Source organism: Roseobacter insulae, from assembly GCF_019375555.1.
GTDB classification, from domain to species: Bacteria; Pseudomonadota; Alphaproteobacteria; order Rhodobacterales; family Rhodobacteraceae; genus Roseobacter; species Roseobacter insulae.
Genome location: NZ_JAHXDN010000009.1, coordinates 86,359 through 107,170, shown reverse-complemented (window position 1 = coordinate 107,170; position 20,812 = coordinate 86,359). Strand labels below are relative to the sequence as shown.

The following is a 20,812-nucleotide window of genomic DNA, read 5'->3' as shown; positions in this document are numbered from 1 at the left end:
GTCACACTTGACCCGAGGTCGATTTATCGGCCATATCCTGCGACCCCGCAGGAGGCCGCGACATGCATAAACCCGCCATCACCGGAACCGGCGTTTTCACACCGGAGAATATCATCACCAACGCCGAATTGGTGACAGCCTTCAATGCCTATGCAGACCTTTACAACGCCGAACACGCCACAGAGATCGACAATGGCACGCTGGCGCCCAAGGAACATTCTTCGGAAGACTTCATTGTCAAGGCATCCGGCATAAATCAGAGGTATGTCATTGATAAAAAAGGCATCCTTGATCCCGAGGTCATGCACCCCCTGCTGCGGCAACGCAGCGATGAAGAGCCCTCCCTGATGGCCGAGATGGGTCTGGACGCTGCGCGCAAGGCGCTCGATATGGCGGGCAGGACCGCTGGTGATGTCGATCTGGTGATCTGTGCCGCCTCGAATATGGAGCGCGCCTATCCGGCGGTCGCCATCGAAATTCAGCAGCTTCTGGGCGTGCAGGGCTTTGCTTTCGACATGAACGTCGCCTGTTCGTCAGCAACATTCGGGATTCAGGCGGCGGCGGACATGGTAAAGTCAGGCAGCATCAAAAGTGCCTTGGTGATCAACCCGGAAATCTGTTCCGCACATCTGGAGTGGCGCGACCGGGATTGTCATTTCATCTTCGGTGACGTCGCCACGGCGACACTGATCGAGCGGGCGGAAGACGCTGCCGGACCATATTTCGAGATAATGTCGACACGGTGCGCCACGGAGTTCTCCAACAACATCCGCAACAACAACGGCTATTTGCGCCGGTCGCGCCCTGACGGGATGATCGACCGCCGGGACATGCAATTCATGCAGAATGGGCGAAAGGTTTTCAAAGAAGTGTTGCCGATGGTGTCAGAACATATCGCCGCGCATATGCAAGACGGCGGCGTCGACGCGACAGGTCTGAAACGGCTGTGGCTGCATCAGGCCAATAAGACGATGAACGACTTCATTGGGCGGAAGGTTCTGGGCCGCACGCCGCAACCTTCCGAACAACCCAACATCCTGCAAGACTATGCGAATACCTCGTCTGCCGGGTCGATCATCGCCTTTTCAAAATACTCCGCGGACATGAACAGCGGCGACAAGGGGCTGATCTGCTCTTTCGGCGCGGGCTACTCGGTCGGGTCGGTTCTGGTGGAAAAGCACGGGTAACGGTAGGCTGCGCGTCACGCAGCGCCGTGATCATTTTCCAGATGCAGTTTCATGTCGATGAGAACCTGCTGAAGCAGGCCGGTCTCGCGCAATAGCCGCTTGGCCTCGTTCACGGTTATTTTTCCGTCTTCCATGGATTGCTGGTATTCGCCCATGAGCATCGCAAAACGCTGGCTCAAGGCGATGACGTCCGCGTTTACCCCGCCTGGCCGCTCGTCGTTCGGACGCCGTTCGTCATATTGCAGTGACGTGCCGGAAAGCTCCGCCAAGGCGCCGGTTACATGCGGGTACGCTGCGGCCTGCTCCAGCAGGGCCACGGTTTCAATTGGCATGAAGCGGTCCGAATGCTCATCATGGTCCGAATAGTAGCGCCCGAGCGTTGCCTTGGATTTACCGGTCAGCTTGCACGCCTGTTCGATGCCCACGTCCTTGACCAAGGACTCTGTGTGCTTTTTCAGGTATCTCCCAATTGCCGTCATTATGAACCTCATCCTACTCAAATTATACGCATTCACCGCAAGGGGAAAACGATCTTGGTTTTTCCATTAATCCGATGTCAGGGAAATGTCATTTATAAAAACACTCCCATTGTTCGGGGGATTAATGAGTGGCCGGCGTTCCCTGCGTCGGTTTCGGTTTGGAGCCCTGTTGCGCTCTGCCGACGAGGGAATGGCAGGTTGGCATTGCGCCGACAGCCGCGCACGGGCCCCGACAATGGGCCTGAGGGTGCTTGCAGGCCGGTAAACAGCGGCCTATCAAGCGCTTATGGCGAAGCTCTATTTCCACTATTCCACTATGAACGCGGGCAAATCGACCGTGCTGTTGCAGGCCGCGCACAACTACCGTGAACGCGGTATGGTGCCCTATTTGCTGACGGCACAGTTCGACAATCGCGCCGGCGACGGGCGCATTGCCTCGCGCATCGGCATCGGGGAAAAAGCCGACACCTTCACCACGGGCGACGATCTGTTTGACCGCATCGCGAACAGACTGCAGCAAGGCCCTGCGGCCTGTGTCTTTATCGACGAAGCGCAGTTTCTGACCGAGGCACAGGTCTGGCAACTGGCCAGAGCGGTCGACGACCTGCATGTTCCGATCATGTGTTTCGGTCTGCGCGTTGATTTTCGCGGCAAGTTGTTCCCGGGATCTGCGACGCTTCTCGCCCTTGCCGACGAGATGCGAGAAGTGCGCACAATCTGTCATTGCGGCAAGAAGGCCACGATGGTCGTTCGGATGGACGCCGAGGGCAAGGCGCTGCGCGATGGCGCGCAGGTTCAGATCGGGGGCAACGAAACCTATGTGTCGCTCTGTCGCCGCCACTGGCGCGAAGCGGTCGGAGACGGCTGACGGTCAGACGGTGTTGGGGGGCGTGTCACCAGCAAAAAAGGATTTGAGGTTCTCCACCGTCATCATGCCCATATCCTCCCGCACTTCGAGTGCCGCAGTACCGATATGAGGCAGCAGAACCACGTTTTCCATCGTGCGCAGGGCCATCGGAACATCCGGTTCGAATTCATAGACATCGAGGCCAGCGCCGGCAATTTTATGCGTGGCCAGCGCGTCGATCAACGCAGCCTCCTCCACGACATTGCCGCGCGCGATGTTGATCAGGTGAGCGTGTCTCTGCATCGTCCCCAGAACTTCGGCATCGATCAGATGATGGGTCGCATCACCCCCCGGCACCGCAACGACCAGGATGTCGACGGCTGCGGCAAGCGCCAGCAGGCTGTCCATGCGCCGCGCCGGAAATGTCAGCGCTTTTTCTGAGCGGCTGTGGTAGGCGATCTGCATGCCGAAACCGAAATGGCACCGGCGCGCGATGGCCTGACCGATCCGCCCCATGCCCACGATGCCCACCGTCCTGCCACCAAGATGCATCCCCAGAAGCTGCGTTGGATGCCAGCCCTCCCAATACCCCGCGCGCACCAGTCGTTCCCCCTCGCCCGCCCGGCGCGCGCTCATCAGCATCAGGGTCATCGCGACATCGGCCGTTGCATCGGTCACCGCACCCGGCGTGTTCGTCACCGTGAAACCGGCACGCTTCGCCGCAGCCACGTCGATATGATTGTATCCGACCCCGAAATTCGCAAGAATCCGGCAGCGCCAGTTATCCTGCGCCGCGAAAATCTCGGCGGAGAACATGTCTCCCAGGGTCGGGACCACACCGTCATAGTCAGAAAGTGCGCTGCGCATCTCTTCGACGGTCAGCGGCGCGGTCATGGGCCGAACGGTGAGATCAAAAAGGGCTGCCGCAGCCGATTGCACCTTTTCCGGCAAGGGCCGGGTCATCAGGACTTTGGTCAATGCATTCGCCCTCCCGAGGGCACTTCGTGATCGGGTGATATCAAAACGACCTCGCCCTGCTCGTCAGGTACCCCCAATACCAGTACCTCCGACATGAACGGCCCAATCTGACGCGGCGGGAAATTGACAACGGCCATCACCTGTTTGCCAACGAGAGCCTCAGGTGTGTAATGCGCTGTCACTTGCGCGGAGGTTTTCCGCTCCCCGATGTCCGGTCCAAAATCCACCCACATCTTCATGGCCGGTTTGCGCGCCTGCGGAAACGGCTCCGCACGGGTGACGGTGCCACACCGGATGTCAAGCTTGAGAAAGTCGTCGTAGGTAATATCAGCCATTTGCAAGTTCCCGGGATCTGTCCGTTGCCGCTTTCACGGCGCGGTTCAGCAAGGCGGGAAGGCCGGCCTCCGTATCCATGAGTATTTCAAGCGCCGCCTGCGTGGTTCCATTCGGCGAGGTTACATTGACCCGCAATTGCGAGGGGTGTTCCTCTGCTGACTGCGCCAGGGCACTGGCACCGGCGACTGTCGCCGTTGCCAGTCTGAGCGCCAGATCCGCGTCCAGCCCCTGCGCCTCACCCGCAGCCGCCATGGTTTCGATCATGTGAAAAACATATGCCGGACCCGAGCCGCTGACACCGGTGACGGCATCGATTTGCGCCTCGCTTTCAAGTCTGACAACCTCTCCTACCGCGCTCAGAAGGGTTTCCGCCTCGTCCATCGCTGTGGCATCTGCAACGTTATTGCCAATGATCGCGGTGATTCCCTTGGAAATAGCCGCTGGCGTATTGGGCATTGCGCGTACAATGGGCGTTCGCGCGCCAAGGATCTCCTCGAAACGGGCGATAGTGATGCCCGCCGCCACGCTGACAAACACCGTGTCGCCATTTCCCATCGCTTTCAGCGTCGGCAGCGCGTCAGCCATCATCTGCGGCTTGACAGCAACCAGAACGACCGCAGGAACCGGAGGCAGATCTGCATTCAGATGAACCCCCGTCGAGGCCACCCAGTCGGAGGGTTTCGGATCGACAACCCAAACAGAGGTCGGCGGCAAGCCTTGCGCCAGCCATCCTGCCAGCATGGCTGATCCCATCTTACCGCAGCCCAACAGCACCAGCCCCTGGCGCGCGATGCGACTGTCTTTCATGAATGAAGCCCCCCGATACCCATAAGTCCGGGGGTGAGTGTTACGCGCGACCGTAGGCCTCTGCAATGGCGACCTGCAATGCCTGTTCCGGCGTCTGGTTGCCCCACACGAGCAATTGCATCGCAGGATAATAACGTTCCGCACTCATGACCGCCGCGCCGATCATCGTGTCGATCTGATCCGCACTGGCCACGTGACCGCCCGCCAGAACAAGCCCGTACCGATAGACCATCAGCTTCTGTTCTGCCCAGTAGGTGAAGGCCCCGGCCCAGCATTGGTCATTCACATGATTGAGAAGTTCGTAGAGCTCGGCATGTTTCTCTTCCGGCGGCTCCATGTCAAACGTGCAAATCATGCGCAGGGTTTCATCAAAGGCCGACCATGCGAGGGTTAGCGAATAGGTGCGCCACTGACCTTCGACAGCCATCGCGATCTGTTCATCGGAAATACGGTCGAAATCCCACTCGTGGTGGGCCGCAAGATGCTCAACGATGTCGATGGGGTGAATATCGTCTTCCAAAAACTGCTCGGACAGGGCCATGGTGCCACCTCTTTTTATCGCGCTAGCGCTGTGGACCGGGGATGGCCCCCAATGCTAGGTGCCTGCTCTACAGACCGGGGCGAGCCCCCGTGCCTATACCAGATATGGTGAGGTCAGAACGATCCTGTGGCAACCCCTATTCTTGTGGGTAACCGCAATAAGTTGTGGATGACCACGTGCTACGCCCCAAAATGTTACCATTCTTAACAAATGGTGAACAAATCCGTCGTAAAAACACGCGATCCGGGCGCAAAGGTTAATTCCTCATGCGCGGTCGACGTAAACCCGGTTGTGGCTTCAGTCTTGCTTTGCCTCGAGCGCATCCAGACGCGCCTTGAGCGCTTCGTTTTCCTCACGAGCTTTTTGCGCCATCGCCCGGACCGCATCAAATTCCTCGCGGGTGACGAAATCGCGGTCTGCGAGCCAGCGATCCATCATGCCCTTCATGGCCGTTTCCGCTTCGTCCCGAGCGCCCTGCGCCACGCCCATCGCATTGGTCATCAATTGCGAGATATCGTCGAAAATCTTATTGCGCGTTTGCATCTGTCGCCTCCGGCTGTTCACAAATGGTATATGGTGCCAAATGCCGCTTCCTGCAAGGTTGACTTCCCCATTGCGCGGCGGGCATGCATGCCGCATGCGTGCGCTGTTGCCATTTCCCGATATCTCGCCCGAGATTTTCTCAATCTCCATATTCGGCTACGAACTGGCGCTGCGCTGGTATGCCTTGGCTTACATTGTCGGGATCATCCTGGGCTGGCGTCTGGTGGTCATGGCGGTAAAGACGCCGCGGCTTTGGCGTAATGATACGGTCGTGATGACCCCTGCTCAGATCGAAGACCTGCTGACATGGGTGATCATCGGCGTGATCCTGGGCGGACGGTTAGGGTATGTCACCTTCTATCAACCTGCCTACTACCTGCAGAATCCGGCAGAAATACTAGCCGTCTGGCAAGGCGGCATGGCATTTCACGGCGGGTTGCTGGGCGTTATTCTCGCCGGGTTCATCTTTACCAGGCGCCACAACATACCAAGGATGAGTGCGGCGGACGTCATGGCGCTGGGGGTTCCGCCGGGTCTTTTGCTGGGTCGCATCGCCAACTTCATCAACGCCGAGCTCTGGGGCCGTCCCACCGATCTGCCGTGGGGTGTCGCATTTCCAACGGAAGCGGCGCAGGATTGCCCAGATGTCGAGGGGCTCTGCGCGCGCCATCCCTCGCAGCTTTACGAAGCGGGGCTGGAAGGCCTGCTGCTGGGCGCGGTGCTTATTTGGCTGGTCTGGCGGCTGGGCGCGTTAAAGACACCGGGCCTCGTGGCAGGGGTGTTTTTCGCAGGCTACGGGCTGGCCCGATTTGCCGTCGAATTTGCGCGCCAACCGGACGCGCAATTCGTCTCCGACGGCAATCCGCTGGGGCTGGCATGGCATGTTTCCGGATGGGGCCTGACAATGGGCCAGATCCTGTCCCTGCCGATGATCCTCTTGGGCGTCTGGCTGGTCACACGGGCACGCCGCGCCACATGAGTCTGCGCGACGTGCTGATGGCGCGCATCGCGCAAAGCGGGCCGATCAGTCTGGCCGACTACATGTCAGAATGCCTGATGCATCCCGACTATGGCTATTACACCACGCAACTCCCCTTTGGCGCGCAGGGAGATTTCGTAACCGCACCAGAGATCAGCCAGATGTTCGGCGAGCTCATTGGGTTGTGCCTTGCCCATTGCTGGATGGATCAGGGGTGTCCCGCGCCTTTCGCTCTGGCGGAACTTGGACCGGGACGCGGGACGCTGATGGCGGACATGCTGCGGGCGACATCGAGTGTCCATGGATTTCATGAGGCGGCGCAGATCGTGCTCGTCGAGGCTTCGCCGCGGCTGATAGATGTTCAAAAGCAGGCTCTGGCCGGGTATGACGTTGGCCATGTCCGGTCCGCGAACGTTCTGCCCGACCGACCCGTGTTTGCGATCGCAAATGAATTCTTCGACGCCTTGCCCATCCGGCAGTTCACACGATCCGAGAGGCATTGGCGCGAAACCCAGGTGGGGATGCAAGCGGACAGCCTGCGCTTTGGCCTTGGCCCCGAATTACCGCAACCGTCCTTGGCAGAGCGTTTGACCGACACAAAAGTCGGCGATGTCGTCGAATATGCACCGGCTGCCGGCCCGGTAATCCATGAACTGGGCCGCCGCATCGCTGCCCATGGCGGTGGCGCGCTGATCATCGATTACGGCGACTGGCGCAGTTTGGGCGACACATTTCAGGCTGTGCAATCGCATGAGCGCGTCGACCCGCTGGCCGCGCCGGGACAGGCGGATTTGACGGCTCATGTGGATTTCGAGGCGCTGACCAGAGCGGCCCCCTGTGCCACCACACAGATGACACCCCAAGGCATGTTTCTGGAACGCCTTGGCATTACGCATCGGGCACAGGCGCTCGCTGCCGGTCTGGAGGGTGCCGCCCTTGAGAAGCATATTGCCGCACATCGACGCTTGACGCACCCCGAGGAAATGGGAAACCTGTTCAAGGTGATGGGTCTGTTTCCAGATGGCAGCAGCCCGCCACCTGGGTTGGATACATGACGCTCGAGATTCTCACATCCGAAAGCCTGTCACCTTTGCGCCACGGGTTTTTCACGCGGCGCGGCGGCGCATCATCGGGCGTATTCGCGGGGCTGAACTGCGGGCAAGGCAGCTCCGATCAGACAGAGATCGTGGCAATCAACCGGACGCGTGTGGCGCAGGCCATGGGCGTCACCCCGGACAACCTCTTGAGCCTGCATCAGGTCCATTCGACAACGGTCATGACGGTGACAGGGCCTTTCGCCGACAAACCGCGCGCCGACGCGATGGTGACCAGGCAACCCGGGCTGGCGCTGTCGGTGCTGACGGCAGATTGTCAGCCGGTCCTGTTCGCCGATCGCCACAACGGCGTTATCGGAGCCGCACATGCCGGGTGGCGCGGCGCGCTTGACGGAATTTTGGAAGCGACGATTGACGCGATGTGCGATCTGGGTGCCAACAGATCCGGCATCACAGCGGTGATAGGTCCCTCCATCTCGCAATCCGCGTATGAGGTCGGTCCGGAGTTTTTCGACGACTTCATGGCGGAGACCCCGGAAAACGCACGGTTTTTCGCCAGTGGCACGGGCGACAAGATGCAGTTCGACCTGCCGGCTTTCGGATTGTCGCGTTTGCGCGGCGCGGGGATTGCCTCCGCCGAATGGACCCGGCACTGCACCTATTCCGACCCGGAAAGGTTCTTTTCGTACCGGCGCGCCACCCATGCGAAGGAGGCGGACTACGGTCGGCTTATCGCTGCTATCGCGCTGTGATATGTGGGAAAACCGGGCAAGATTGGGGCACTCCGGGCCTCCACACCGCCATATTTTTTGTGAACAATCCGCCGTCTCGCCGAGCATTGATCACGGTCAAGCGCCGTGATGTGGAGAAATTTCACAGGAAAACATGGGCTTTTGCCAAATGAGGCAAATTGCCCGCATTTGCCAAAAATATGTCGGTAATTTTTTTCACCTTATTTGGTTTTTGCCAAAAACCGGCCCGAATGATCGGTCAGTTTCAGTGTCAGCAAGAGGCAAATGCCCGAAACGCACTGAGCAGGAATGAACCCATGAAGACGAACACCCGTTTTATCAAATCGATCACCGAGGCAGCAGCGGCGTCAGACACCGTTATGCCCTGGGCGCGCGGCAAACGTCGCGCGGCATTTATCGCGAAACGAGCAGAAGCGGACAAAGAGGCCCGGAAAACCGGCTGACAGGCAGTGGCGCCAGTTTCCGGCAGGGTTCCAGAAACCGCTCAACAAGCGCCTCCAGGTGTCGAATCGCCGGGGGCGCTATTTTCTTAAAATGTGGCGGCGTTTTTTGAGTTTCGGAAACAAAACCGGCGATCTTGCCGGATTAACGCAAACACCAAAATCAATCACAGCGAAATTTTGACAGGGCAGCGGCAAAAGCGCGATTCCTATGCTTCCTAGACACGAAAGTTCACGAGCTGTCCTTTCCGTGTTCGTCGGTGGGGGCCGACACGGGATGTGACCAGCCTGCAAGGGTAATCGCATGACCAATACGCCGCCTGCCAGCGCAACGCCCCCCGCCGCGCCGCAAAGCTACGCCAAGGTGCAGACCGCCAGCGGCGCCCGAGGCAAGCCGTCCGTGGGCGTGCGGGTTGTTGACATCGCGGCACTCAGATCCGACGGCAGTATCGTGATCGGCCAGCGAAAAGTTCCCACAATGCCTCAGTTCGACATGGCTTTCTCAGCCTTTGCGCATGGTACTTTGCTACAGACGACATCCGGCCTCATTGCCGTGGAAGACCTGCAACCCGGCGACGATCTGATGACGGCAGAAGGCAAGGCCAGCAAGGTCACGTGGATCGGTTCGGCGACATTTGCGCCGTCGGATGGGGGGCATCGCACACCGCTGACACGCATTATGGCAGACAGTTTCGGGGTCAACCGGCCCGACAGCTTCCTGAGCCTCGGACCCGCCGCCCGATTGCTGCAAACGCCGCCGCACCTGCGCGGCGATGGTGCCGAAAAGCGTGTGCTGACACCCGCACGCGCTTTTGTTGAAGGCGTCAACGTGATCGAGGTGTCACCGCCCACACCGATCCGGATGTTCCACCTCAGCCTGCAAAGCCATGCCGCTGTGATTGCCGGCGGTCTTGAGATTGAAACCTATCACCCGGGTCCCAATGCCCTGCGATCGCTGTCTCATACACTCCGGGATGTGTATCTGTCGCTGTTTCCGCACGTGTCGCATGTCAACGAATTTGGCCCGATGCGCTATGCCCGCGCCACGGATGAGTTTGATCTGACGGCCGCTTGACAGCGTCCTCAGGCGGAATTGCTAAGACGTTCTTCCAATACATCAAACGGCACCCCGGGTTCGTCCTTGGCCCCCCGGATGACCAGTGAAGTTTTCACGCTGGCGACGTTGGGAGTTGTAAGAAGCTCACCAGTCAGGAACCGTTGAAAACTGGACAGGTCGGGCGCGGCGCATTTCAGGATGAAATCCACCTCACCGTTCAGCATATGGCACTCACGTACCAGTGGCCACGCGCGACAGCGGTCTTCGAAGGCGGTCAGGTCAACCTCCGCCTGGCTGGCGAGACCCACCATGGCGAAAACCTGAACTTCGAAGCCCAACTCGCGGGCATCGACATCCGCATGGTAGCCCCGGATGTAACCCGCTTCTTCCAGCGTACGCACGCGCCGCAGACAGGGCGGTGCGGAAATGCCAACACGCTTAGCCAGTTCGACGTTGGTCATACGCCCATCGGCTTGCAGTTCCGCCAGAATTTTTCGATCAATCGGATCCAGTCTCGTGCCAGCCATTTTGCCCCCAGAATTTGCGGTTGTTATAACATCCCCCAAAGCACGCGCAATAATCTTTCGTATCTGCGCAAGATTCTTTCCTCCTCCCGGTATCCGCGCAAGGCAGGGTTGCACGGAACGCCTATACGGAAGGGGTTTAAGAGCTGACCACCCCGCTATATATCCGGTGTCGCTGCTATGAATCTATTGGGGGGTCGAAATGGCCGAAACAAGACAGACACGCGTTCTTATCATCGGGTCAGGACCCGCCGGGTACACAGCCGGTGTCTACGCGAGCCGCGCCATGCTGAACCCTATCCTGGTGCAGGGGATCGAGCCGGGCGGCCAGCTGACAACCACAACGGAGGTCGAAAACTGGCCCGGCGATACCGAGGTGCAAGGCCCGGACCTGATGATACGCATGCAGGAGCATGCCAAGGCTATGGGCACGGAAGTCATCGGCGACATCATCACCGATCTGGATCTGTCCAAACGTCCTTTCGTCGCGACAGGCGACAGCGGCACAACTTATGTGGCCGATGCGGTCATTCTGGCGACCGGTGCCCGCGCCAAGTGGCTTGGCCTGCCGTCCGAAGAGAAATTCAAGGGCTTTGGCGTATCGGCCTGTGCGACCTGTGACGGCTTTTTCTATCGGGGTCAGGAAATCGTGGTCATCGGCGGTGGCAACACGGCCGTTGAAGAAGCTCTGTTTCTGACTAATTTCGCCTCCAAGGTCACGCTGGTCCACCGCCGCGACGCGCTGCGCGCTGAAAAGATCCTGATCGATCGTCTGATGAAAAACCCCAAGATCGAACCGCTGTGGTTTCATGAGCTTGACGAGGTGCTTGGCACCGACGCGCCGCTGGGTGTGGAGGCGGTTCGGGTCAAACACACCAAAACCGGCGAAATCACCGAAATCCCGGCCAAGGGGGTCTTCGTCGCGATCGGGCACGCGCCGTCCAATGAACTGGTCAAGGATGTTCTGGAGACGCATATGGGGGGCTATGTTGTCACTAAGCCTGACAGCACCGAAACCTCTGTTCCCGGCGTCTTCGCAGCGGGCGACCTGACGGATCACAAATACCGTCAGGCAGTGACGTCCGCGGGCATGGGCTGCATGGCCGCGCTGGAGGCTGAACGGTTTCTGGCGGAGCAGGAAGACAGTGAGGCCATAGCGCCGCTCAGCTTCAGCGCAGCTGAATAGGGGCTTCCTTTCACGCAGCGCCCTGCGCGTGCGGAGTTGCGGGTCTATGCGTCCAATTCACTAAACCTGCCCGCCCATATACCCGGCGCCGTTGCGTGCGTACGGTGGGTTAAGATGCCTCAAACCTCGTGGCGGGATAAATCATCGCGTACCGGCTCTGGTGCGCTCTGATTTCTCCTGATCCGCGAGGTTACTTCATGCCCACGAAAGCCGCCCTATCGCATATCCCCGGCCCACCCGCGACCCCGATCATCGGGCACACACTCACCATCGCGCGCGACAGCTACGGCACGCAACAAGACTACATCCAACGCTACGGGCCTGTTTACAAAACCAAAATGCTGGGCGTCTGGCGCGTCAACCTCTGTGGCGCGGATGCTCTGGAAATGGTTCTTCTGGACCGCGACCGGATCTTTTCCTCCGAAGGCGGATGGGATGCTCTCAAGCGTATCTATCCCGGCGGCCTCCTGCTTCAGGATTTTGATCATCACCGCCGCAACCGCCGCATCATGACGGCGGCCTTTCGTGCGAATGCGATCCGGGACTACCGCGTGCGGATGACAGAGGCGATGGAAACGCTGCTGGAAGACTGGCCGGTTGGCACGCCGTCTTGCTTTTACACGGCCATCAAGGACCTGACCCTGCGCATGGGCGGAGCCGTGTTCATGGGGTTGCCACTGGATGGTGACTTGGCGCAACGCGTCAACCGCGCCATTCAAGACGAGATCCGTGCATCTGTGGCGGTCATTCGTCGGCCTGTTCCCTTCACGCCCATGTGGCGCGGCGTCCGCGGCCGGCGCTTTCTGCGCGAAACTTTCCGCAAGCTGATCCCCGAGCGGCGGGCAAACGGAGGCGATGATTTTTTCTCACAGATGTGCCTCGCGCGGGACGAGAACGGAGAGAGCTGGAGCGAAGACGAGATACTCGATCAGTTTAACCTCCTGATCATGGCGGCGCATGACACCACGGCAACAACGTTGTCTGTCATGATCGCCGCGCTGGGGCAGCATCCGCAGTGGCAAGACCGGCTGATCGCGGAAGTCAACGGACTGGCAGACGGCCCGCTGGACGATGGCGCACTTGCTCAGATGACACAGACCAACAACGTCTTTCGTGAAGCGTTGCGCCTTGTGCCGCCGGTTCCCTTTATTCCACGCTTGGCGACACGTGACTTTCACTGGAAAGGGTTTGATGTACCCGCCGGGACATCCATTGCCCTGAACCCCGGGGTCACCATGCTGTCGCCGGAGCTTTTCAGTCAGCCCACCGTTTTCGACCCGGACCGTTTTGGGCCCGACCGGGCTGAAGATCAGCGGCATAAATTCGCATGGACGCCGTTTGGCGGTGGGGCGCATAAATGCATCGGGATGCACTTTTCCACGTTGCAGGTGAAACTGTTCGTCGCGACACTCCTGCGAAACCGGCGCATCCGTCTGCAAGGCTCGGCACCGCACTGGCACCGCATGCCGATTCCCAAACCAAAAGGCGGTCTGCCGGTGATTCTGGACCGGGTTTGATCCGCTTATCCGGGTAAAGCGCGGAAGTGGGCCCATTTGGCCACATTTTCTTAACCAAAGGTAAAGAATAGCGCGCTGGCGCCACACTCTTTGCTTGAAAGAAACGCACTTGGCGCGTTAAAGGGCGTTCGACGGCATTTGGGGGGAATGCCACGCCCTTAGTTAAGTGAGTATTTTGATGTCTACACCCAATCTTGCGCCCATCCCCGAACTCTTTGTTTCCTACGACTCCGCCCAGAAACTGAAGGCAGAAGCTGGTAATCTGATCAGCTGGGACCTGACCCCACGCCAGATTTGCGACCTTGAGTTGCTGATGAACGGCGGCTTCAACCCCCTCAAGGGTTTCCTGACCGAAGCCGACTATGATGGCGTCGTTGAAAACATGCGGCTCGCTGACGGGTCGCTTTGGCCAATGCCAATCACCCTGGATGTGAACGATGCCTTCGCAGAAGGTCTGGAGATTGGCCAGGATATCGCGCTGCGCGACCAGGAAGGCGTCATTCTCGCCACCATGACCGTGACAGACCGCTGGACGCCGAACAAAGCCAGGGAGGCCGAGAAGGTCTTCGGCGCGGACGATGACGCCCACCCCGCCGTGAACTACCTGCACAATCAGGCCGGAAGCATCTATCTCGGCGGCCCCGTAACTGGCATTCAACAGCCCGTACACTATGATTTTCGCGCGCGCCGCGATACGCCGAATGAACTGCGGGCCTTCTTCCGCAAGGTTGGCTGGCGGCGCGTCGTGGCCTTCCAGACACGCAACCCGCTGCACCGTGCTCATCAGGAGCTGACGTTCCGCGCGGCGCGCGAGGCGCAGGCCAACCTGCTGATACACCCGGTGGTCGGCATGACGAAACCCGGCGACGTGGATCACTTTACCCGCGTGCGTTGCTACGAGGCCGTTCTCGACAAATATCCCGCAGCGACAACATCGATGTCCCTGCTGAACCTTGCCATGCGGATGGCGGGACCGCGCGAAGCGGTCTGGCACGGCCTGATCCGCAAGAACCATGGCTGCACCCATTTCATCGTCGGCCGCGACCACGCCGGCCCCGGAAAGAACTCCGCCGGTGAAGAATTCTACGGCCCTTATGATGCCCAGGACCTGTTCCGGACGCATCAGGAGGAAATGGGCATCGAGATGGTGGACTTCAAACATATGGTTTGGGTGCAGGAGCGTGCGCAATACGAGCCCTCCGACGAAATCAAGGATAAAGACAAGGTCACCATCCTGAACATCTCCGGCACCGAGTTACGCCGCCGTCTGGCAGAGGGTCTGGAGATTCCCGAGTGGTTCTCCTTCCCCGAGGTGGTCAAAGAGCTGCGTCGCACCAGACCGCCACGGAACCAGCAGGGTTTCACGGTGTTCTTCACCGGTTTCTCCGGCTCCGGAAAATCGACCATTGCCAATGCCCTGATGGTGAAGCTGATGGAAATGGGCGGACGCCCGGTGACTCTGCTCGATGGCGACATCGTCCGGAAGAACCTCAGCTCCGAACTTGGTTTTTCCAAGGAACACCGCGACCTGAACATCCGTCGCATCGGATACGTGGCCTCGGAAATTACCAAGAACGGCGGCATCGCAATTTGTGCGCCCATCGCGCCCTATGCCACAACGCGGCGTGCTGTTCGCGAGGATATCGAGGCTTTCGGTGCCTTTGTGGAGGTGCATGTCGCAACCTCGATCGAGGAATGCGAGCGCCGTGACCGCAAGGGTCTCTACAAGCTGGCGCGCGAAGGTAAGATCAAGGAATTCACAGGAATTTCAGACCCCTATGACGTGCCGCAGAATCCAGAACTCAGTGTTGAGACCGAGAATGTGGATGTGGACAACTGCGCCCACCAGGTCCTCTTGAAACTTGAAAGCATGGGTCTGATCAGCGGCAACGCCTGATCCAGACGAGCAAGGTTTGATAAACCGCCGGTCCACACAGGGTCGGCGGTTTTATCTTGTCAGAGATCGTCCGGCAAGAACACCTGTCCCGACATGACAATGGCCCCCTGGCCGGACACATCGACGCCGGTAATGCCGGTCGGTGGTCCCAGAACATGCACGGCGGCTTGGCCCGGACGGCCCATCCCGTGCCCTTGCTCCGCAACGAACTCCGGCTGCGCGATCATGCCATGAGCCCAGAGGTAAGACGCCATGGCCCCTGTCGCAGAGCCGGTAAACGGGTCTTCCGGTGGGCTTGGTGGCGCCAGAAGCAACCTGCCGTACGTATCGCCCGCCGACGTGGCCCCAGACAGGGTCACCCAGAAGGGTTCCATCATATCGATGTCGGAGTGTCCGAGATGTCTGGCAAATGACGACAATGCCGCAATATCAAGGGCAACGCGGCGCAAGGCCTCGACATCCTTGAGAACCGTTATGCAAAAAGGCAGGCCGGTGGAGACAATCTGCGGTATGCCGACAATATCATCAGCGCTCAGGCCACCCACCGGGGCGACGATGTCCGCGGGAACTTTTTGCCCGAAGTGAGGCGCAACCTGCGTCATAGTCACACGGTCCCCGGCCACCGTTACCGGAATTATCCCTGCGAGGGTTTCAAGTGTCAGATCTCCATCGGCAATCATCCCGCGCGCCCGCAATGCCGCAACAGTCGCAACGGTCGGATGCCCGGCGAAGGGGATCTCCCGGCTTGCAAGGAAATACCGCACGCGGATGTCGGCAATCTCAGAGGGTCCCGTGAATGTGCATTCCACCAGCGACGTTTCCCGCACATATGCCATGCATATGGCCTCTGACAGGGCGGCCCCGCCGTGCACAACCGCGCAGCCGTTACCGCCGAACGGTGTGTCCGTAAATGCATCCACCCAATCGAATTCGAAAGCCATAGCCTCGCCCGCCCCGCAAGAAAAAGGCCGCAGCGATCTGCGGCCTGGCTCATCATTTCCATCTTGGGATCGTGCCGTCAATGCACCGCGACGGGGGCATAGTCATTCTGGCGGGCCAATCGAAACGCCAACTTCCGATCAGCGACAAGCGCGAGCTGCTGCCCGTCGCTGTCGTGCACCGCGTAAAGCTGATCCAGATCGCCAGCCTGATCACGGACCTCGGATGGCAGTTCAGTCACATCAACGGCTTTGACGTAAACGATGCGATTTTCAGCTGGCGCTGTGTCAAACGGTTGTTCCATGTCGTTACCCTTTCTTGATGTTGATCGTCTGAACGACGGTCTGCGGTTTGGCGCGGGTCAAATCTACGTGAAGCAGGCCATTTTCCATGACCGCCTCGCCGACATCGACACCATCCGCCAGCACGAAGCTCCGCTGGAACTGACGCGCGGCGATTCCGCGATGCAGGAATACGCGGCCCTCACTGTCGTCTGTCTGGCGACCTCGGATCACCAGTTGCCGGTCCTCGACTGTGATAGACAGGTCGTCTTCCGCAAAACCGGCAACAGCCAGGGTAATGCGGTAGGAGTAATCCGACGTCTGTTCGATATTGAAAGGCGGATAGCCTTCGTTTCCAGATTTCGCGGTGCGTTCCAGAAGCCGTTCAAGCTGTTCGAATCCCAACATATGGGGATAAGACGCCAGGGTCATTTTCGTCATGCGACACGTCCTCATCAGTCAAGCGACAGTCAAATCCGGGCCCCGTTATGGCAACCCGTGACTTGAATATGGGTAGCAAATGCCGTCGACACAAGGGCTAGGCGCTCGGATGGTGAACGCCTATGATACGACCAGAAAAGAAACGGAATCACACCACGATGAACGCGCCTTCCGATCTATCCATGAAAACGGATGAAGTGCTTCGTGTTGAACTTGAAGTCTTCAAACGTGAACATCGGGATCTCGACGAAGCGATTCACGCGCTCGCCGAGAAGGGCATGGGCGACCAGCTGACCCTGCAACGGCTGAAGAAACGCAAACTCCGGCTCAAGGATCTGATTGCCCAGATCGAGGACCGGCTGACCCCGGACATCATCGCCTGACGCCATTTATGAGAGTATCGCACGGCGCATTGCCATGGGCTTGCGTTTGGCTATAGTGCCGCTTCCACAAATCGGGCCGAGGGAGCCTTTGACATGACCAGACCCGTTGTCGGGATCATCATGGGCAGCCAGTCCGACTGGCCGACAATGCGGGAAGCCGCCGAGCTTCTGGATGCGCTCGGCGTTTCATACGAAACCCGCATCGTCTCTGCGCACCGGACCCCTGACCGGCTCTGGGACTATGGCAAAACCGCCGTTCAGCGCGGATTGCAGGCGATTATCGCGGGGGCCGGGGGGGCCGCGCATCTTCCGGGGATGATGGCATCGAAAACACGGGTTCCGGTGATCGGCGTCCCGGTTCAGACCAAGGCGCTCTCCGGTGTGGATTCGCTCTATTCCATCGTGCAGATGCCCCGCGGCTACCCGGTCGCCACGATGGCCATCGGAGCCGCAGGTGCAGCAAATGCCGGGTTGATGGCTGCCGGCATTCTCGCGTTGCAGGATGCCGACCTCGCTGCACGACTGGACCAATGGCGCGCCGACCTGTCCGCCTCCATCCCGGAAGCGCCCGAAAATGACTGATCCCCTGCCCACCGGCGCCATCATCGGCATTCTGGGCGGCGGTCAGTTGGGGCGCATGCTCTCGGTCGCAGCGGCACGCCTCGGGTTCAAATCGCATATCTACGAGCCCGGTGCCCATCCGCCCGCTGCCGATGTGGCGCATCAACTGACCACCGCGCCTTACGATGATACCGATGCGCTCTCCGCGTTTGCCGGGAACGTCGATGTCGTTACCTATGAGTTCGAGAATATTCCCACGTCAGCGCTTGACGTGATCGAAGCGCTGGTGCCGATCCGACCCGGCCGTGAAGCATTGCGGGTCAGTCAGGATCGGCTGACGGAAAAGGCATATCTTCAGGATCTGGGGCTGCTTGTAGCGCCCTTTGCGGATGTATCAGACGCGGCCTCGCTGACGTCTGCCGTAACCCGGCTCGGGGTTCCTTCGATCCTGAAGACCCGCCGTTTTGGATATGATGGCAAGGGACAGGCGCGGTTGAAGAGTGAGGCCGATGTCGGGCCCGCCTGGCGCGACATGGCTGGTCAACCCGCTGTTCTGGAGGGGTTTGTCACCTTCACACATGAAGTGTCCGTGATCGCCGCTCGCAGTGTGCTGGGCGATGTCTCCTGCTTCGATCCCGGCGAAAATGTGCATCGGGACGGCATTCTGCACACCACGACTGTGCCTGCGCGTCTGAGTTCATCGCAACGAACCGACGCGGTGTTGATCGCTGCCAAGATCCTCAATGCGCTGGACTACGTCGGCGTGCTGGGCGTCGAGTTGTTTGTGACGCCCGGCGGCCTGATCGTGAACGAGATCGCGCCGAGGGTTCATAACTCCGGCCATTGGACGCAGAATGGCTGTGTTGTCGACCAGTTCGAGCAGCACATTCGCGCGATATCCGGGTGGCCCTTGGGCGATGGGTCGCGCTACGCCGACGTTGTCATGGAGAATCTGATCGGGCATGACGTTGATCGACTCCCGGCGCTGGCGAAGGAAGCGGGATGCGCCGTTCACCTCTATGGCAAGGCAGAAACCAAGCCGGGCCGGAAAATGGGCCATGTCAACCGGATCGTAAGCTAACCACCTGTCAGGCAGCCAAAAACCTGTGCGCGATGTCGCCGGACATGTAGCTGAAGCGACCTTGTGACATGGTCGCTGCAACCCTGTGGCTTTTCTCATCAAGTATGACGATATCAGCGCGTTTACCTGCGGACAGCACCCCGCGGTCCGTCAGCCCCAGAACTTTAGCGGGGCCTTCCGATATCAGGTTCCAGCATGTCGCGAAATCCGCCACGCCGCATTTGTCCAGCATCAGCGCCGCCCGCCGGGGACTTGGGTAATGATAGTCCGACGCCAAGGCATCACACAGCCCCATCGTAACCAGTTCAACGGCAGAGACATTGCCCTTGTGTGATCCGCCCCGGACCACATTCGGAGAGCCCAGAATAACTGAGTTCCCCGCCTGATGCGCCGCTTCCGCCGCCTCAAGCGTCTCCGGGAACTCCGAAATCGTCGCGCCCCGCGCGCGCCACGTATCATGCGCTTCGCGCGTTGCCTCATCGTGACTGCCCATGCGAATGCCAGCGTCCCGCAACACGGCGCAGAGCGCATCCAGCGCGTGCGGAACCTCGGGCGACTGTGCATGCAGCCGCAGCATCATGTCAAAATGCGCGTCCGGGTTGCGCCCCGCCTTCAGCGCCTGCCCCACCATGCGCGGTGGCTGGCGTTTTTCGGCAAGACGCGCATGCGGCAGGTGATCGTTGAACACCACGTATTCGACACCCCATTGGTCGATACGCTCCGGAAGGCTGTCGTACAGGTCGAGCATATGCGTTTCAAACCGCAATTGCGCCCTGAGATCGGTGACCAGCGACGGGGCGGTCTCGCGAATGGCGTTAAATACCTGATCGGCAAAGGTGAGCCCGCGCAATCCGCCTTCCCAGCTGACAAACTGTGCAAGGACGGCCGTGGTGATACCGTTCGCGGCGAACTCCGCCTCTGCGGCCACCAATCCTTCGGCCATCTGCGTCATTGCACCGCGTCGTGGTGCAAGATGCCGTTCAAACCCGTCGCCGTGCACGTCAACGATCCCGGGCAGCAGCAGGTACCCCGGCAGGCTGACGGTGCGCCCTGTCGGGCCATCAACGATCATTCCACCGGCAACAAAAAGCTCCGCCTCTGCCAACCCTTCCGGGCCCAGAACGGTTGCCCCTTTAAAGTCAAGGTTTACCAATGATCTTTCCCACGTCCGGCACACAGCTGCCGTCCGGACACCCAAGTTGCAACAAAACCGCATCGAACCACGACAGGGACCGGTTAAACGCCCCGGTGTTCAAAAACGCAATTGTTTGCGCAATTACACGAGGATTGTTCATCATGAAAGTGTGCGTGACAGGCAGAACGATGTGATCTTTCATGCCTTCGACCCGCGTGGATGCAACCGACACTTTGCCGTCGTCCCGCCCCGGCAGAAGCGATGAAAAATACGGGTTCAGCGACTGGTCGCCCGCGATCACCCCCAATTCGAAGGTGACAGGAGGCAGCCGCCGCGGCAGATCATCAGGGTCCGTGCCAAGCTGGGCGCCAGCCGGGCCATTGATCCAGCCAAAAGCTTCAACGTTATCGAGGGCATCAACAACTTCGCTGCCCTTGTTTGGTGGCGCCAGCATCACCACGCGCCCGATCCTGTTTGGCGCGGCATCGGCCACCCACTGGCGCACCAGTATCCCCCCCATCGAATGGGTCACGAAATCCACCTTGCCGCGCGGCCCGCAGTTTGCAACGGCATCCGGCAGGGTACGCTTCACCAGTTCGGCCACGGGCGCTTCTGTCGACGGGTATCCCGGGCGCACGACTTTGTAGCCTTCGGCTTCCAGCGCCGCTTCCATCAAGGCAAACGAAAATTCGGTGCGCGCCAATCCGTGCAGCAGCACGGCACAGCGGGCATCTGCGCCGGTGGCAACCAGACTAAACGCGACAAGCGCAAAAAGAATTCTGAACTGTTGAACCATGACCTTGAGATAGTGCCCCGGTGCCCTCTACAAAAGTATGACGTCACGCGCTTTTAAAGAAAGCCCATTT

25 protein-coding genes are annotated in these 20,812 nt (G+C 59.6%); 13 read left to right on the top strand and 12 right to left on the bottom strand.

Translation table 11 applies throughout. The features are described from left to right. Positions 1-62: 62 nt before the first annotated feature. Positions 63-1,187, top strand: a complete 1,125-nt coding sequence (locus KX928_RS22885) for a beta-ketoacyl-ACP synthase III (RefSeq protein ID WP_219507605.1) — start codon at positions 63-65, stop codon at positions 1,185-1,187. 14 nt (positions 1,188-1,201) lie between these two features. Here the strand turns inward: KX928_RS22885 and KX928_RS22880 are convergent, their stop codons facing one another. Continuing rightward, the gene (locus KX928_RS22880; protein ID WP_219507603.1) at positions 1,202-1,666 is read right to left on the bottom strand and encodes a hypothetical protein; all 465 of its coding nucleotides are present in this window, start codon (positions 1,664-1,666) and stop codon (positions 1,202-1,204) included. Between the two features lie 286 nt (positions 1,667-1,952). On the opposite strand from KX928_RS22880, the gene KX928_RS22875 reads away from it, so the two are divergent. After that, a complete protein-coding gene (locus tag KX928_RS22875; RefSeq protein ID WP_219507601.1) occupies positions 1,953-2,534 on the top strand; it encodes a thymidine kinase in 582 nt (193 codons plus the stop codon). A gap of 3 nt (positions 2,535-2,537) precedes the next feature. On the opposite strand, the gene KX928_RS22870 is transcribed toward KX928_RS22875, so the two are convergent. From KX928_RS22870 to KX928_RS22850, 5 genes are all read right to left on the bottom strand, one after another. Continuing rightward, entirely contained in the window at positions 2,538-3,491 is a 954-nt protein-coding gene (locus tag KX928_RS22870) for a 2-hydroxyacid dehydrogenase (protein ID WP_219507599.1), read from the bottom strand. Next, positions 3,488-3,826, bottom strand: a complete 339-nt coding sequence (locus KX928_RS22865) for a tRNA-binding protein (protein WP_219507598.1) — start codon at positions 3,824-3,826, stop codon at positions 3,488-3,490. The genes KX928_RS22870 and KX928_RS22865 overlap by 4 nt, the downstream gene beginning before the upstream one ends. Then, entirely contained in the window at positions 3,819-4,634 is an 816-nt protein-coding gene (gene proC, locus KX928_RS22860; protein WP_219507592.1) for a pyrroline-5-carboxylate reductase, read from the bottom strand. The genes KX928_RS22865 and proC overlap by 8 nt, the downstream gene beginning before the upstream one ends. Before the next feature lie 40 nt (positions 4,635-4,674). Beyond that, positions 4,675-5,175 carry a type III secretion system chaperone family protein gene (locus tag KX928_RS22855; RefSeq protein ID WP_219507582.1) on the bottom strand — a complete coding sequence of 167 codons (501 nt, stop codon included), beginning with the start codon at positions 5,173-5,175 and terminating at the stop codon, positions 4,675-4,677. A gap of 297 nt (positions 5,176-5,472) precedes the next feature. Further along, complete coding sequence (locus KX928_RS22850) at positions 5,473-5,718, bottom strand: accessory factor UbiK family protein (RefSeq protein WP_219507580.1); 246 nt, start codon at positions 5,716-5,718, stop codon at positions 5,473-5,475. A 94-nt stretch (positions 5,719-5,812) separates the two neighbouring features. Between KX928_RS22850 and lgt the strand changes: the two genes are divergently transcribed. From lgt to KX928_RS22825, 5 genes are all read left to right on the top strand, one after another. Further along, the gene (gene lgt, locus KX928_RS22845) at positions 5,813-6,697 is read left to right on the top strand and encodes a prolipoprotein diacylglyceryl transferase (protein ID WP_219507577.1); all 885 of its coding nucleotides are present in this window, start codon (positions 5,813-5,815) and stop codon (positions 6,695-6,697) included. After that, positions 6,694-7,752 (top strand): class I SAM-dependent methyltransferase, encoded by a 1,059-nt coding sequence (locus KX928_RS22840; RefSeq protein WP_219507575.1) that lies wholly within the window; start codon positions 6,694-6,696, stop codon positions 7,750-7,752. Before lgt ends, KX928_RS22840 begins: the two co-directional genes overlap by 4 nt. Continuing rightward, positions 7,749-8,504, top strand: coding sequence for a peptidoglycan editing factor PgeF (gene pgeF / locus KX928_RS22835; protein WP_219507573.1), 756 nt, complete (start codon positions 7,749-7,751; stop codon positions 8,502-8,504). The genes KX928_RS22840 and pgeF overlap by 4 nt, the downstream gene beginning before the upstream one ends. Before the next feature lie 158 nt (positions 8,505-8,662). Further along, positions 8,663-8,947, top strand: a complete 285-nt coding sequence (locus KX928_RS22830) for a hypothetical protein (protein WP_219507667.1) — start codon at positions 8,663-8,665, stop codon at positions 8,945-8,947. Positions 8,948-9,248: 301 nt separating this feature from the next. Beyond that, on the top strand, positions 9,249-10,019 hold the full coding sequence (locus KX928_RS22825; RefSeq protein WP_219507569.1) for a Hint domain-containing protein: 771 nt from the start codon (positions 9,249-9,251) through the stop codon (positions 10,017-10,019). 8 nt (positions 10,020-10,027) lie between these two features. Here the strand turns inward: KX928_RS22825 and KX928_RS22820 are convergent, their stop codons facing one another. Then, entirely contained in the window at positions 10,028-10,528 is a 501-nt protein-coding gene (locus KX928_RS22820) for an Lrp/AsnC family transcriptional regulator (protein ID WP_219507568.1), read from the bottom strand. 199 nt (positions 10,529-10,727) lie between these two features. Here KX928_RS22820 and trxB point away from each other — a divergent pair, with 199 nt between their 5' ends. The 3 genes from trxB (at position 10,728) to KX928_RS22805 (ending at position 15,125) form a co-directional block, all read left to right on the top strand. Then, positions 10,728-11,711, top strand: a complete 984-nt coding sequence (gene trxB, locus KX928_RS22815) for a thioredoxin-disulfide reductase (RefSeq protein WP_219507566.1) — start codon at positions 10,728-10,730, stop codon at positions 11,709-11,711. A gap of 197 nt (positions 11,712-11,908) precedes the next feature. Then, a complete protein-coding gene (locus tag KX928_RS22810; protein ID WP_219507563.1) occupies positions 11,909-13,228 on the top strand; it encodes a cytochrome P450 in 1,320 nt (439 codons plus the stop codon). A 178-nt stretch (positions 13,229-13,406) separates the two neighbouring features. Then, positions 13,407-15,125 (top strand): bifunctional sulfate adenylyltransferase/adenylylsulfate kinase, encoded by a 1,719-nt coding sequence (locus tag KX928_RS22805; protein WP_219507560.1) that lies wholly within the window; start codon positions 13,407-13,409, stop codon positions 15,123-15,125. Between the two features lie 59 nt (positions 15,126-15,184). Here KX928_RS22805 and KX928_RS22800 read toward each other — a convergent pair whose 3' ends face one another. The 3 genes from KX928_RS22800 to KX928_RS22790 all read right to left on the bottom strand — a co-directional run bounded on the left by KX928_RS22800 (position 15,185) and on the right by KX928_RS22790 (position 16,786). Continuing rightward, positions 15,185-16,066, bottom strand: coding sequence for a PhzF family phenazine biosynthesis protein (locus tag KX928_RS22800; protein WP_219507558.1), 882 nt, complete (start codon positions 16,064-16,066; stop codon positions 15,185-15,187). A gap of 77 nt (positions 16,067-16,143) precedes the next feature. Then, complete coding sequence (locus tag KX928_RS22795; RefSeq protein ID WP_219507555.1) at positions 16,144-16,368, bottom strand: DUF1150 family protein; 225 nt, start codon at positions 16,366-16,368, stop codon at positions 16,144-16,146. Between the two features lie 4 nt (positions 16,369-16,372). Continuing rightward, positions 16,373-16,786, bottom strand: a complete 414-nt coding sequence (locus KX928_RS22790) for an Hsp20 family protein (RefSeq protein WP_219507553.1) — start codon at positions 16,784-16,786, stop codon at positions 16,373-16,375. 158 nt (positions 16,787-16,944) lie between these two features. On the opposite strand from KX928_RS22790, the gene KX928_RS22785 reads away from it, so the two are divergent. From KX928_RS22785 to KX928_RS22775, 3 genes are all read left to right on the top strand, one after another. Continuing rightward, entirely contained in the window at positions 16,945-17,169 is a 225-nt protein-coding gene (locus tag KX928_RS22785) for a YdcH family protein (RefSeq protein ID WP_219507665.1), read from the top strand. Between the two features lie 93 nt (positions 17,170-17,262). Beyond that, positions 17,263-17,751: a 5-(carboxyamino)imidazole ribonucleotide mutase gene (purE, locus tag KX928_RS22780; RefSeq protein ID WP_219507550.1), complete on the top strand. Its 489-nt coding sequence runs from the start codon at positions 17,263-17,265 to the stop codon at positions 17,749-17,751. Then, complete coding sequence (locus tag KX928_RS22775; protein WP_219507540.1) at positions 17,744-18,811, top strand: 5-(carboxyamino)imidazole ribonucleotide synthase; 1,068 nt, start codon at positions 17,744-17,746, stop codon at positions 18,809-18,811. Before purE ends, KX928_RS22775 begins: the two co-directional genes overlap by 8 nt. Before the next feature lie 7 nt (positions 18,812-18,818). On the opposite strand, the gene KX928_RS22770 is transcribed toward KX928_RS22775, so the two are convergent. Together KX928_RS22770 and KX928_RS22765 are read right to left on the bottom strand one after the other, a co-directional pair. Further along, the gene (locus tag KX928_RS22770) at positions 18,819-19,964 is read right to left on the bottom strand and encodes an alpha-D-ribose 1-methylphosphonate 5-triphosphate diphosphatase (protein WP_257884039.1); all 1,146 of its coding nucleotides are present in this window, start codon (positions 19,962-19,964) and stop codon (positions 18,819-18,821) included. Then, positions 19,951-20,742 (bottom strand): alpha/beta hydrolase, encoded by a 792-nt coding sequence (locus tag KX928_RS22765; protein ID WP_219507527.1) that lies wholly within the window; start codon positions 20,740-20,742, stop codon positions 19,951-19,953. Before KX928_RS22765 ends, KX928_RS22770 begins: the two co-directional genes overlap by 14 nt. Between the last annotated feature and the right edge of the window lie 70 nt (positions 20,743-20,812).